This window comes from Corallococcus praedator (assembly GCF_003612125.1).
Classification (GTDB): domain Bacteria; phylum Myxococcota; class Myxococcia; order Myxococcales; family Myxococcaceae; genus Corallococcus; species Corallococcus praedator.
Genome location: NZ_RAWI01000257.1, coordinates 1 through 13,591, shown reverse-complemented (window position 1 = coordinate 13,591; position 13,591 = coordinate 1). Strand labels below are relative to the sequence as shown.

Sequence of the window (13,591 nt, the reverse complement as noted above, 5' to 3'; positions counted from 1 at the left end):
CCCACCACCACCGCGGGGGGATGCTGACGGGCCAGCGCCAGCGCCGCCAGCGCGAGGAACACGTTGAGCCCGGCGGCCAGCGTCGCGGAAGCGGACAGGCCGATGAGCGGCACCAGCCGCGTGCCCGCGACGTAGACGCCCACCGCCGCGCCCAGGCTGTTGATGGCGTACAGCCGCGCCAGCTCCTTGCGCACCCCCGCGAGGCTCGCGGCGAAGTGACGCACCAGCGCCGGCAGCGTGCCGCCCATGAGCAGCGTGGGCACCACCAGCGACAGCGCGGACACCATCAGCCGGGGCCCCACCCGCAGGTGCTCCGGGACATGGGGCGCCACCGACAGCCACACGTGCTCCAGCGCGCCCAGCACGTACGGGAACGCCAGGGCGTACAGACCCACGCCCAGCTCCAGCAGGCCGTACAGCGCCAGCGGGTTCTTCACCCGGTCCGCTGTCCGCCCGAAGACAAATGCCCCCAGCGCCAGTCCCCCCATGAACGTGGCCAGCACCACGGCATGCGCCTGACCACTGTTGCCCAGGACGTTTCCCAGGTACTTGGACCACACCAGTTCGTAGACGAGCGCGGTCGCCCCGGACAGGAACAGGAGCGCGGCCACAAGGTTCTTCGGAGGACGTGGTGTGTGGGTCATAGGGACAGCGCGCGACGTTAACCGGTATGTTTCAGGCCCACCAATGAATGCCCAACTCCTGCAAGCCGCACAGCTCGCCTGGTCTCCCAATCTCCGGGTGACCCGCGCGGAGGGTGACTGCGCCACGGTGCTGCGTCGCCCGGCCTCCACGCTGGTCGGCAGCTCACTGCACTCGGTCCTTGGCATCACGCAGGAGCGCGCCCGCGAACTGGACGCGCGCGCCCGCGAGGACCGCCGCGCCGTGGAGTTCGTCTCCACGTCCCCCGGCGGCCCGCCCGCGACCTACCTGCGCCTCGTGCTGGGGATGGACGGCGAGGAGGCCTCCTGTGGCCTGCTCGACCTGGGCGCCGTGCTGGAGGGCGCACCTCCGGTGCAGATCTCCCGGCTGTCATCCTCGCTCAGCCATGAGATCCGCAACCCGCTGTCGTCGGTGAAGATGGCGGTGCAGACGCTCGCCCGGAACACCGGCCTGTCGGACCGGGACAAGCGGCGGCTCACCATCGCCAACCGGGAGATCCGCACCATGGAGCGCATGCTCTGGCTGCTCTCCGAGTACGGCCGGGAGGGCGCCGCGAACCTGGACTCCCACCCGCTGCGCTCGGTCGTCCAGGAGGCGACCGCCATGGTGGCCCCTGAACTGGCCGAGCGCCGCATCGAGGTGGACGTGAAGGAAGAGGCGGACCTGCCCCGCGTGCGGGTGGATCCCAACCGGTTGAGGCCCGTGCTCGCCCAGGTCCTGCTCAACGTGGCCATGGGCCTGCCCGAGGAGGGCCGCGTCCAGGTGACGCTGCGTCAGGCCGCCCCGGGCCAGGTGAGCCTCATCCTGGATGACCCGGCGGCCGCCCTGCCCCCCGAGGAGAAGGGCACGCTGTTCGACCCGTTCGGCTCCCGGCTGGCGCGGGGAGCGGGCCTGTCCCTGGCCGCCCTGCGGCGGGTGATGACGGGCGTGGGTGGAGAGGTGGCGGCCGAGGGAAGCGCAGAACCGGGGATGGTGTTCACGCTGACGTTCGCTGCCTGAGAGCCCCATGGAGACCCTCCTCATCGTCGACGACGACGTGTCGCTGCTCGAAACCCTCACGATGCACTTCGAGGACATCGAGCAGGACGGGCAGCCGCGCTACCAGGTGTTCACCGCCACGAGCGCCGCCGCGGGCCTCAAGGCGGCCCAGGAGAACATGCCCAGCGTGGTCATCCTGGACATGATGCTCCCGGACCGCACGGGCCTGGAGATCATCGAGGAGATGAAGGGCCTGTGCGGCGACGCGCGCATCATCCTCGTCACCGCGTACCACGACATGGAGACGACCATCCGGGCCATGAAGGCCGGTGCGTTCGACTACATCCACAAGCCCTTCCCCGACCCGGCCGCCCTGGACCTCGTCGTGGAGCGCGCGCTGGAGTACCGCCAGCTGTCGCGCCGCGCGGATGAGGTCCACCGCGACAACGCCGTCGTCCGCCTGGGCGACATCGTGGGCACCAGCGTGTCCATGCAGCAGCTGGTGAAGGAGATTGGCAAGGTCACCGGCAGCGCCGCCACCGTCCTCATCACCGGAGAGAGCGGCACGGGCAAGGAGCTCATCGCCCGCGTCATCCACAACTACTCCTACGACGAGGCGCGGCCCTTCATCGGCATCAACTGCTCCGCCATCGTGGACACGCTGCTGGAGAGCGAGCTGTTCGGCCACGAGAAGGGCGCCTTCACCGGCGCCGTCTCCACCAAGCCCGGCAAGTTCGAGTTGGCCGAGGACGGCACCGTCTTCCTGGATGAGATTGGCGACATGTCGCTGATGCTCCAGGCGAAGCTGCTGCGCGTCCTGCAGGAGCGCGAGTTCGAGCGCGTGGGTGGCGTCAAGCGCGTGAAGCTGCGCGCGCGCGTCATCGCCGCCACCCACCGCACCCTCTCCGACGAGGTGGCCCAGGGCCGCTTCCGCGAGGACCTCTACCAGCGCCTCAAGGTCATCACCCTCTTCATCCCGCCCCTGCGCGAGCGCCGCGAGGACATCCCGCTGCTCGTGACGCACATGCTGGAGCGCATCAACGAGAAGGTGCACAAGCGCGTCACCCGCGTGCCCCAGGAGGTGATGGAGCGCCTCACGCTCCTGCCCTGGCGCGGCAACGTGCGCGAATTGGAGAACGTCCTCACCCGCGCCGTGGTGCTCGCCCCCGGCGACGTGCTGCGCGGCGATGACCTGCCCGCCCTGGAAGCCCTGCCGGGCCCCGACGCTCCCCGCGCCCCCGGCACCGCGGGCGGCATGTTCGCCGCCCCCGCCGTGGACGATGTGAGCCTCATCCCCACCCTGGAAGAGGCCGAACGGCAGCTCATCGCCCGGGCCATGGCCGTCACCAAGGGCCACAAGGGACGGACGTGTCAGATTCTGGGAATCAGCCGTCCGACCCTTGAACGAAAGCTTCAAAAGTTCGGTCTTGCACAGGGACAGGGTCCACAGGTGCACCCTTACCCGGTGAAGGATGCTTCCTGACACTGTCCCTGGCCCGACAGTCTCCGGGCCCCCTTTAACGTTTCGTTCAAATTGATCAGACTGTTTGAACGTTTTGTTTCAGGTTTCGGACACAGTGGGGGGGCTGGAACTTTGCCGTAGCGCTAAGTACCCGCCATTCCTGGAACTGTTCCCCTGGGAATACTTGAAGTGCCCATGGCACGGCTCTTGGAAAGAGCAAGGTCAGCTCGCCGCAGACAAGCCAGCCAACCTTCCGCTTCCTTCGCTTCCCAGGAGAATCCCATGCACGGTTTCAATCGCCCCCTCGGCCCTATCGGTTCCAACGTCGTGGCGCCCCTGCAGGCGACCAGCTCCGGGATGATGGTGACGGCGAACAAGCTGGTGCCCGGCCAGGAGGCCATCGACTTCAAGGGGTACTTCAAGGTCGAGTCCTTCCCGCACAACTCGACCATCTACCGCCCCGGCGACACGTCGGACCGCGTGTACCTGCTGAAGTCCGGCCGCGTGCGCCTGATGCGCATTGGCAAGAACAGCACCCGCTCCGTGGTGTCCATCCTGCGCCCGGGCGACCTGTTCGGCGAGCTGTTCCGCCCCGAGGGGACGCCCATCGAGGAGATGGCCGTGGCCGCGGGCGAGGCCGAGGTGTGGAGCATCGAGGGCCGTGACTTCCGCGCCCAGCTGGAGGCCCGTCCGGCCCTGGCGGTGGACGTGGTGCGCGCCTACGCGGACCGCGTTCGCTCGCTGCGCAAGCGCGTGCTCGGCCTGACCTTCAAGGAAGTGCCGGCCCGTCTGGCGGACACCCTCCTGACGCTGGTGGAAGCCCACGGCGAGCGCTGCCCGCACGGCGGCGAGACGGACCTGCGCGGCATCACCCAGCAGGACCTGGCGGACCTGGTGGGCGCCTCGCGCTCCTTCGTGTCCACGCTGATCAACGAGATGAAGCGCGAGGGCGTGCTCGGCAACGTCGGCCGCATCCTCTGCGTGCGTGACCAGAAGGCCCTGCGCAAGCTGGCCTCCAAGGAGAAGTAGGCCGCGCGCCCCTTCACCGGGGCCATGACGTCCAACGGGCCTGACCGCGACTCACCCTCGCGGCCGGGCCCGTGGTGTTTTCAAACCTAGAACACGAAGCCCACGCCGAACTCCGGACCGAAGAGCCTGTCACGCATGCCGACGCTCACGGACGGATCCAGGTAGAGGCCGCGGACGCCCCCGCGCAGCATGAAGCCGCCCAGGTGCAGCGCCAGGCCGGAGCGCACGTCCACCTGCCGGTAGGGAAACGGCGTCACCTGCATGCGCGCCTCCACGTCCAGCGGCCCCAGGACGCACGCCTCCAGGGACATGCCCAGGCTGGGCCCCACGTAGAGGCCCTGGGGCGCGTCCGCGGTGGAGACGCCCAGCTCGGCGCGCACGCGCAAGGACTCGTGCACGACGGGCGAATAGGTGACGTGGAGTTCCCCCAGGGTGCGCTCGCTGCGCGAATCCGTGCCGGCCCGCGCCAGGTCCAGCCGGGTGACGCGCAGGTCCGCGCCAAAGCGGTGGACGTCCCACCCCAGGGAGAAGTCCATGCCCGGACCACCCTGGAGCGGCGCCACCAGCACGCCCGTGCGGAAGGAGAACGGCGCCGCGTGCCGCCCCGAGCCCGGCAACGGGGGCGGCGCCGCCGGGTCGTCAGGCTGGAAGGCGCGGTGGGTGCCGGTGGTGACGATGACCTCACCCAGGCCCCGGAGCACCAGTTCGAAGACGGCGCCGACGATGACCGCCGCGACGTCGTTCGACGCGCTGGAGCTGCAACAGTCGTCCGACGAGGACACCGTCTTCGGGGCCGCCATGGCCCGGTTCTCGTTCTCCTCATCCGACTTCGCGGCCTTCTTGCCGTCGTCGTCGATGGCGGAGGCCTGGTGGACGGGCTTCGAGTCCTCCGAGGAATCGGAGCGCTTGCCGAAGCGGGCTTCAGCGGGTGGCGCGGCGAGGAGGCCCGTGAGCAGCCCCCCGCACAGCATGACCTTGGGCAACGACATGGGGTGACCCTGTCCGTGAAGGAAAGGCCCGGCCTGTCCCCCCCTCACGCGCGCATTCAAATCCCGGCGACACCCGGAAAGTCAATGCACGCGCCCCTGAAACGCTTCGTCCAACACCCGGAAGACGCCCGCTTCGCTCCAGCGCTTCCGGTCGCCGATGACGTAGAGCTGCTCCCGTGCGCGCGTCACCGTGGCGTTGAGCAGGTCCAACTGGCGTGCGGCCCAATCCCTCTCCTTCCGCTGTGCCTCGGAGGAAGCGCCGAGCACGAACAGCACGGCTTCGGCGTCGCGCGTCGGAAGTGCCTGGACGACGCCTACCCGCGCCTGGACCCAGGCCTCTGGGTCCTCCACCCATCCGCGCAGAAGCCCGCTCTGGAGCACGAGACGCCGCAGGTGCTCCGCCACGGCTTCGAACGGCGTGACGATGAGGACATCCGGTTCGACCCGGGCCCCGGCCAGGCGGCGCAGCAACTCCAGGACGCGCTCGTCTTCGGAGTCCTCGGGCACATCGAGCCACGCCGACGGCCCTAGCACCTCCCGGATGCGTGAAGGCGCGGGGGCCTTCGCGTGAACCATCAGGCCGCTGTACGCGAGCGTGTTCGAGACGCTGAACATCGGCTCCGCGCACCGTCGGTGGACCCACAGGGGGATGCCGAGCGTCCGGCTTCCCGCGGGTCTCCCATTGCCGAGGACATACCGAGACGCCGCGTTCGCGAGCGTCTGCACCGAGGCCTCGGGAGCATTGAAGCGCTGGGGATCGATTTCCCGAGCCGCACAGACAGCCGAGGTCAGGGCGTCAGGCAGTGGAACGACGGGGCGGAGCTGCTGCGAATCCCCCACCACCACCGCACGGCGTGTCCGCAGCAGGGCGCCCACCGCCTCCTGGGGAGCCGCCTGTCCCGCGTCCTCCACCAGAAGCCAACCCAGCGACTCCGGCGGCAGGCCCCGGAACAGCCGGCCCACCGACGCGAACGTCGTCGAAACCACGGGTGCGACGAGGAACAGCGAGGACCAGAGCTGGGGCAGCAGGGCTGCGTGCTCCGCGGGCAATCCCTCTCTCAATGCGAATCGGAGCGCACGCAGGCTGTCCCGGAGGGGTTTGGCCACGACGGCGTTGAACGCCTGATGGAGCGCCACGGCGGCGACGAACACCGCGTCCCGAGGGCCCTGCTCCGTGGGGTCCAGCCAGGGCGTGGCTTGCTGGACCGCGTCGTGGCCCTGCTCGAAGAAGGCCTCGTCCACGAACCGGCGGCCCAGCCGCTGGCGATCCGCACGGACCTGCTCCTGTGCTTGCGCGAGCCGGACGCGCAAGGTCGCGAGCCCTCGCACGGCCTCATCGCGGTTGCTGGAAGCCGCCGCCAGCGTGTTCTCGCTCGCCGTGAGGTGCGGCTGCGCGCCCAACACATCCCGGGACGCCTTCTGGTGGGCCTGTTCCAACCGGGCGAGCGCGGCCTCCCAGTCACGCAGCCGTTGGGGCTGAAGCATGCGCTGCATCGCCGAAGGCCTGGCGGCGTCATGCTCCGCGAGCTTCTCCTCCGCGACGGCCAGGGCCTCACGCGCCACCGACTCACGGGTGCGAGCCTGCTCCCGCGCGGCCTCCGCGTCGTTGAACTCGGACTCCGCGCGGCGGGCACTGCTCTCCTGAAAAGCAACGTCGTGGTCCAGCTTCTCCGCGGCGTGAAAGCGTTTCCGGACCTCCTCCCGCCGCTGGAGCAGGTCGCGGCTCTCCCGAAGCGTCCGGAGGAAGGTGGCGCGGGCTGTCTGCCATTGCTGCCGTGCCTCCTCGGGACTGGGGGGCGGAGCTTCGAGCGTGACAAGAGGCGTCGTGTCTCCCAGGGCAGCGGCAGCCAGCCTCCAGGGTGAGTCGTTCCGTGAGCCCTCCTCAAGCGCCGACGCGCCCAGGTTCGAGGCCACGGCCTTCAAGACCGGCAGCGCGGCACCGAAGTCCGTCGCGGGGTTGGGGGAAACCCACAGCATCTCGAAGCCGCGCAGGCTGCCATCCAGGGTCCAAAGCTCCGGCCCCTCGGAAGCCGAACCCAGCCGCGCACCCGTAGCGGTGAAGGCGGACGCGGGGTCGTCGAAACAGGCCATGGCCTCCGCGCGGGAGCAGAGGAGCGCGGCCACCACATCCTGGAGCACGGCGGTTCCTCCCGTCCCCGGGAGGGCATTGACTGCGGTCACCCCTCCCAGGTCCCCAGCGAGGGTGGCGATGTTCACCGCCGCCTGCTCCATGAGCACGAGCGGCTCACGGCCGTCTTCCGGCCAGCGTGCCGGAGGCGTCCGCCCTGGAGCGAGGACGCCATCGAAGACATCGGAGTCCAGGAGGTGCTTCGTCCGGGAGTCCGGAGGAAGGTCCCGCAGGTAATACAGGCTGCGGTGGTCGTTCCGGACGAGGCCCGTCTGGTGTTCGGACTGGAGGCCCCGCAGGTAGATGAGCAATTGTTGCGAAGCCACCTGCCCTCCCAGCCGTATCCGCGCCTGGATGAGGTCCGCGAGGAAGGGACTGTTGAGGGGCAGGGGCTCGGAACTCCGGAGCGCGAACGCCGGAGCCCTCACCAGCTCCGGCGGAAGCCCCAGCGTCCGCACCAGCCAGTCAAACGCCTCTGTCAGGGATTGCCCATCGACGGGCAGAGGTTCGCCCCCGGTTCCCGTCCGTCTCAGCCGGGCGCCGAGTTCTTCCGCCAGCGTCGGATCCACCGTGCTCCACGAAGCCAGCGTCGCCCACTCGCCGCGCAGGGCCAGGGGCAACCCCCAGGCATGGCTCGACACGGCCGCGAAGCCTCCGTCCCTCGGACGGCCTGTTTCATCCAGGAAGACCACCGCCAGGGGGGCCTCGCCCTGGACCGGCAGACCGTCGATGCGCGCATCCGCATGACGCGCCAGGAGCTGTGCCGCCGCGGCCTCCAGCTTCACCGTGCCCAGGACGACCTGATAGCCCGAGCGCGAACGCACCGCCCCCTGACTGTCCCAGGGAAGCCGCTCCGACCCGAGCGACACAAGGGTCCCCGCATCCCCGAACGCCAGCTCCTCGGGGCGTTGGAACGCAGGAGGGGAAAGCACCTCAAGGGCCGTCCAGACATCGAGGACGCGCTCGGGTGTCGTGTCGGGGACCGCCGCGGGCGCCCCCTGCTTCCGGAGGGGAGGAATGGAAGGCATGCGATGGACCCCATTGAACGTCCAGGGACGCAGGGGCTGTCAACCCATGCGTCCCCGGACAACCGCGTGCGTCAGGGCTTCAGGTAGGGCCCATCCACGCCAATCTTGCCGGGCGCGGCGTTACCCGGCAGGTCCAGCACGTACACGCGCAGGTTGCCCTTGCCGGACACCGTCGCGGTCAGCGAGCCGCCCGTCACCGTGCGCACATCGCCGGTGATGGCGTCCTTGTACGTGCCATTGGGAATGCCGCTGAACGTCGCCCCGCCGGACACCGTCACCAGCACGAAGCTGTCCACGCCCTTCGCCGCGTCGGTGAAGCGGCGCTTGAAGGCCATGCTCCCGGAGATGCCGTCGGTGGAGTACTGCCCCTTCTGGAGCGCGGGGATGCGGCGGCGGAGCTGATTGAGCCGCTGCACGTGCTTCACCAGGGGCTTGCTCAGCGTCGTGGCCACCGCGCCGGAAGCGCTGCCCACCACGCCGAAGTCGCTCGCGGTGACGCTGCCCTCCAGGTTCGCGCCGTAGTAGGCGCGGCCGGTGGTGGCCAGCGCGCACGTAGGTCCGCAGTCGATGGGCTTGCCCGCCTGGAATTCAATCTCCGACCCGTAATACAGCGTGGGGATGCCCCGGAAGGTCCACATCAGGCTCATGTTCTCCGCCCAGGCGTCGGTGCCCCCGGCGTAGCGCGTGGACGACTTGTTGGGACCGTAGTCGTGCGAATCGACATACACGACGTTGTAGGTGGCGTCGTTGTAGCTGTCGTCGGAGTCCTTGCCGTTCCAGAAGGCGTTGCTCGCCTCCCCGAAGTTCATGTGCATGCGCATGTCGATGACGCTCATGCCGGAGAACTGGCTGGAGTCCGGCGCGTGCCACGCATTGCCCTGGAGGAAGGCGTTGGTGGACGTGGGCTGGTTGGCCGTGCCCTGCGTCTGCTCGTAGTTGTACTGCTCCAGCGCCGCCGCCACGTCGTCACTGCTGTACGTGCGGCGCTCCTTCCAGGTGAAGAACTGCGCGGAGTGGTTGGGCGAGCCCCGGTTCCACTTGTCGTTCACGAACGAGCCCACCTCACCGAACATGAAGAAGTCGCGGCCCTTGGCGCCGAACTTCGACTCCGCGTAGGCGTGCGCGGCGGGAAGGAAGCGCCGGTTCCACGTCACGCGGGGGATGTGCACCGCCGTGTCCACGCGGAAGCCGTCCACGCCCCGGTCGATGAAGCGGTTGTGCACGTCGATGAGGAACGCCTGGACGGTGGCGTTCTCCGTGTTGAAGTCCGCCAGGTCCTCGTGGATCCAGCAACTGCGCGAGTCCTCTCCTTCCCAGTTTCCAATCCAGCACTGGTGGAAGAGGCTAGCGGGGAACATGCCGGAGGTGGGGTTGGGCCACTGGCAGTTGTAGATGCGGTAGCCCTCCTGGCTCGTGGAGGACGTGGGGACACCCCAGTTGCGGCACGTGTTGCCCGCGGGCTCCGACGTCGACCACAGATCGCCGTTGTAATAGGACTTGCCCGACGTGGGCTCCACCGTGAGGCCGTCGTAGACGAAGCCAGACGCGGGCGCGTCGTAGTACCAGCTCCACTGGGTGTCGCGGACGCCATACACCTTCGCGGAGAACAGGCCCTTGGCGCCCCAGCGGCTGGAGTGGTTGTAGACGACGTCCTGGATGATCTTCAGGCCCTTGGTGTGGGCCGCGTTGATGAGGTCCTGGTAGGAGGCGCCGCTGGACTCCAGGCGCGGATCCACGCGGTAGAAATCCCAGCCGTGGTAGCCGTGGTAGTCATAGTCGGAGCGGTTGAGCACCACGGGGGTGATCCAGATGGCGGAGAAGCCCAGCGCCTTGATGTAGTCGAGCTTCTGGATGAGCCCCTTGAAGTCACCCCGGAACATCGGGTCGTTGTTCGCCGCGTTGCCGGACTTCGTGTGCATGCTGCCGCCACGGTTGTTGCTGGCGTCGCCGTCGTAGAAGCGCGCCGTCATCACGAAGTAGATGGAGTCCTCGCGGATGTCGCCGCCCAGGGGCGTACCCGCCGGTGGCGGCGGAGGCGTGGAGCCTGTCGTCGCGGAGGCCGCGCTGCTCCACGCGGACGTGTTGCTTGCCGCATCGAAGGCCCTCACGGCGTAGCTGTACGTCGTCTGGGCCGTCAGCCCGCTGTCGGTGTAGCTCGTGCCGCTGGGGAAGACCGTCGTGACATTCCCCGCGCTGGTGCGGGTGAGCGTGTAGCCGGTGACGCCCCGGTCGTCGGTGGACGCATTCCAGGTGACGGTGATGGTCGTTCCGGAGGCGGTCGCCGTGACGCCCGAAGGCACCGAGGGAGCCGTCGTGTCCGGAGGCAACGCCACACACGGGGAGGCGGCGTTGGCGGTAACGACCCCGTCCTTCACCGTGATGCGCCCCGTGCCCAGGGTGTAGTCCGCGCCGTTGTTGTTGTCCCAGGCGCTGCCGTTGTTGAAGTCCGCCTTCATCCCGGTGGCGGTCCCCAGGGACACGGTCTTCTTCACCCAGTCCGTGCAGGCCGTCTCGTTCATGGCAACGCCGGGCGGGGTCGTCCACGAGCCGCCCGTGGGCGCGTAGTGGAGGTTGACCGCGCCCCAGCCGCGCGTGCGCGTGTAATAAAAGACCTCCGCGCTGTTCGTGCCCGTGGAGGTGCAGGGATTGCCGGCGTTCGCCAGCAGCTGGCCGTTCTTCACCTGGTGCGTGCCGGACGTCGGCACGCTGTAGTTGCCGGTGGAGGTGGCCGCGTTGTCCCAGCGGTTCTGCCCGTCGTTGAAGACCGCCTGGAAGGTGCTCGCCGTGCCGGTGGTGACGGTGGCCGTCACCCAGCCGGTGCAGGCGGCGGACATGGAAGCCCCTGGCACCGTCGTCCAGGCCCCCGCCGCGTCGTGGTGGAGATACGCCGTGCTCCAGGCCTTGTAGGGCGTGTAGTAATAGACAGTCGCGGTGCCAGCGAAGGCCGCCTGCGACCACAAGAGCAGCGCCATCCACGCACCGCGTCTCCAGCCAGTCATTGCCATGGGTCCCGTCCCTCCCCACGCATCGGGAGGACGCGTGAGACAACGAAACACCCTACCAGCAATAAACCGGTATTCGTGAACATCCCGGACAACCCACCCAGGACTCCGGGAGCCACGGGACGGCCCTGTGCCGCCCCTGCGTGCACCGCGCCGGAGCCACGATGCTCCGGTGCGGCGCGCTCACGCCTCAGTCAATCTCAAGCGTGCAGGTGGCGCTGCACCCGTCCTGCCCCTGGGTGTTGCCGTCGTCGCACTGCTCGCCCTCGTCCACGACGTGATTGCCGCACAGAGGCGCGCATTCGGTGCGGCGTGCGGGAAGCAAGAAGCCGTTGAGCGTCAGCTTGTAGGAGGAGCCGGTGGTGTATCGCTCGGCCTGGAACACCACGACCTCGTAGATGCGACCGCGCACAAGACCGAGCGCGCTGGCCCGATCCGCCACGTTGACGGTGCCCGAGGCAGCGCCATGGACTCCGCCCAGGTCCAGCACGAGGCGGCCGTTGATGAACACCCAGACATCGTCATCGCCGGTGAAGGTGAGCACCTCGTTGCCACGGTATTCGAACCAGTGACGCGTCTCGCTGGTGAAGCTGAAGTTGCGAAGCAAGCTGGGGGAGCCGGCCCCCGCACGGAGGGGCTCATCCCCGGAGGCCACCCAGCCCGCGTCGTCCAACGGGAAGAAGGTCGGGGCGTCGAACTGGTACGAGATATCCGACCCACGCGCGAGGCCCAGGACCCCGACGACGGTCTTGTTCACGCCACTCACGTCCCGATACCACTGGTCGAAGGCCGCCCGACCATGGGTGGTGATGGAGCTCACGCCTTCCTTCGCGTAGACGGGCTTGCCCTGGGCATCCAGCGTGGCGGCCACGATGCCCATTTCCGAGCCATTACCGTTCTGGAAGTCGATGTGGCCCCGCGGCAGGTCCCCGGCGGCCGGCACGTCATACCCCCGGAAGTCGCGGTAGACGATGGGCAGGGACAGCTGGTCCGGCGGGGGCGATTCGACGATGACGCAGGCGAATCCCGGCTCGAACTGGCAGGTCGGTGAGCAGCCGTCGTGGGCGCGCGTGTTGCCGTCGTCGCACTGCTCGGTCGTGCTGCCGTTCAGCAAGCGGCCGTCGCCACAGACCTCCTCACAGATGCCGTTGGAGCAGACAGGCTCGCGCGTACACAGGGGCGTGCAGCCGTCGCCAAGGTCATTGTTGCCGTCGTCGCACTGCTCGGTGCCTTCAGCCTTCTTGTCGCCACACAGGGTCGCGACGCAGGGCTCGCCGACGACGGGGCACTTGTACCCCGGCTCCAGGCGGCACGAGGCGTCGCAGCCATCGTTGCTGGCACCGTTGCCATCCTCGCACTGTTCATCGCCAGCGAGGATGGCGTCACCACATCGCGCGGCGCCGCAAGAGCGACCGGGCGCCGGGCACTCCCACCCGGGCTCCACGGCGCAACTGGCGGAGCAACCATCGCCAGCCGCCGTGTTGCCGTCATCGCAGGACTCGGTGCCTTCCTCCTTGCCATTGCCGCACACCGGAATCCGGACGCACAGCTGACCTTCCTGCTCGCACGTCCACCCGGGCTCAATCGCAGCACAGGTCGCGGAACAACCGTCGCCGCCGACCGTATTGCGGTCGTCGCACGCCTCCGTTGCTTGCTTGAGGCCATCACCACAGCGCCCGGTTCCGGCGTCGGCTTCCGTCCCCGCGTCGGTGCCTGCATCCGTCCCCGCGTCGGCGTCCGTCCCCGCGTCGGTGCCCGCATCCGTCCCCGCGTCGGTGCCCGGGTCGGTCCCCGAATCCGTGCCGCTGTCCGCGGTGGAGGCATCCTGCTGGCCGGGCGTCGGTCCGCCGTCCGGGTTGGACGGGTCATCCTTCCCACAGGCGGACAACAGGAGAGACACAGACATGAGCAGGACGCTCATGAGTCGGAGGGGCGAGCCATGGCTAGACAGAGACATAGGCGGCAGGTTTTGACCCGGCTCCCCCGAGCGAGTCAATTGCCACGCACGTGAGCCCTTGTGACGCCGTGACCCGACAGCCCAATCCATCTCATCTGGAATGCGACCCGTAGCGCTCCCTCCAAGGCCGATCCAGGACGACGCCGCCCCCAGGAGCACCGCCCCTGCCCGTTCGACTCCACGCGATTCCAACGGGAAGGAATGTTGTCGGTCCGCACCAGAAGCGCGGGGGATGCGTTGTGCGCTTGCCCTGGGGCGGGGGGCCCCTCAGCATGCGCGGCCATCGTGCCCGCCCCTACCGCTGTCTCTTATACACATCTCCGAGCCCCCGAGACCGCAGCCTCTCGCCCATGCC

General features: G+C 68.8%; 8 protein-coding genes. 3 read left to right on the top strand and 5 right to left on the bottom strand.

What is annotated here, in order from left to right; genetic code table 11:
* A partial coding sequence (locus D7Y13_RS27650) for a spermidine synthase family protein (protein ID WP_500683183.1) occupies positions 1–611 on the bottom strand: 611 nt, incomplete at its 3' end.
* A 76-nt stretch (positions 612–687) separates the two neighbouring features.
* Between D7Y13_RS27650 and D7Y13_RS27645 the strand changes: the two genes are divergently transcribed.
* The 3 genes from D7Y13_RS27645 to mrpC all read left to right on the top strand — a co-directional run bounded on the left by D7Y13_RS27645 (position 688) and on the right by mrpC (position 4,132).
* Entirely contained in the window at positions 688–1,662 is a 975-nt protein-coding gene (locus tag D7Y13_RS27645) for a sensor histidine kinase (protein WP_120584678.1), read from the top strand.
* Between the two features lie 7 nt (positions 1,663–1,669).
* A complete protein-coding gene (locus D7Y13_RS27640; protein WP_120533984.1) occupies positions 1,670–3,124 on the top strand; it encodes a sigma-54-dependent transcriptional regulator in 1,455 nt (484 codons plus the stop codon).
* A gap of 261 nt (positions 3,125–3,385) precedes the next feature.
* Positions 3,386–4,132: a Crp/Fnr family transcriptional regulator MrpC gene (gene mrpC, locus D7Y13_RS27635; protein ID WP_014395195.1), complete on the top strand. Its 747-nt coding sequence runs from the start codon at positions 3,386–3,388 to the stop codon at positions 4,130–4,132.
* Between the two features lie 86 nt (positions 4,133–4,218).
* On the opposite strand, the gene D7Y13_RS27630 is transcribed toward mrpC, so the two are convergent.
* From D7Y13_RS27630 to D7Y13_RS27615, 4 genes are all read right to left on the bottom strand, one after another.
* Positions 4,219–5,121, bottom strand: a complete 903-nt coding sequence (locus tag D7Y13_RS27630) for a hypothetical protein (protein ID WP_120533985.1) — start codon at positions 5,119–5,121, stop codon at positions 4,219–4,221.
* A gap of 81 nt (positions 5,122–5,202) precedes the next feature.
* Positions 5,203–8,277: a DEAD/DEAH box helicase gene (locus tag D7Y13_RS27625; RefSeq protein WP_120584677.1), complete on the bottom strand. Its 3,075-nt coding sequence runs from the start codon at positions 8,275–8,277 to the stop codon at positions 5,203–5,205.
* A gap of 71 nt (positions 8,278–8,348) precedes the next feature.
* Positions 8,349–11,249: a carbohydrate binding domain-containing protein gene (locus D7Y13_RS27620; RefSeq protein ID WP_233595742.1), complete on the bottom strand. Its 2,901-nt coding sequence runs from the start codon at positions 11,247–11,249 to the stop codon at positions 8,349–8,351.
* A 220-nt stretch (positions 11,250–11,469) separates the two neighbouring features.
* A complete protein-coding gene (locus D7Y13_RS27615) occupies positions 11,470–13,185 on the bottom strand; it encodes a DUF4215 domain-containing protein (protein WP_199732854.1) in 1,716 nt (571 codons plus the stop codon).
* Positions 13,186–13,591 lie beyond the last annotated feature (406 nt).

Bases quoted from the DNA above. Each gene is read 5' to 3' on its own strand.
- D7Y13_RS27645 (WP_120584678.1), top strand. From the start codon at position 688: ATGAATGCCCAACTCCTGCAAGCCGCACAGCTCGCCTGGTCTCCCAAT.
- D7Y13_RS27640 (WP_120533984.1), top strand. From the start codon at position 1,670: ATGGAGACCCTCCTCATCGTCGACGACGACGTGTCGCTGCTCGAAACC.
- mrpC (WP_014395195.1), top strand. From the start codon at position 3,386: ATGCACGGTTTCAATCGCCCCCTCGGCCCTATCGGTTCCAACGTCGTG.
- D7Y13_RS27630 (WP_120533985.1), bottom strand. From the start codon at position 5,121: ATGTCGTTGCCCAAGGTCATGCTGTGCGGGGGGCTGCTCACGGGCCTC.
- D7Y13_RS27625 (WP_120584677.1), bottom strand. From the start codon at position 8,277: ATGCCTTCCATTCCTCCCCTCCGGAAGCAGGGGGCGCCCGCGGCGGTC.
- D7Y13_RS27620 (WP_233595742.1), bottom strand. From the start codon at position 11,249: ATGGCGCTGCTCTTGTGGTCGCAGGCGGCCTTCGCTGGCACCGCGACT.
- D7Y13_RS27615 (WP_199732854.1), bottom strand. From the start codon at position 13,185: ATGTCTGTGTCTCTCCTGTTGTCCGCCTGTGGGAAGGATGACCCGTCC.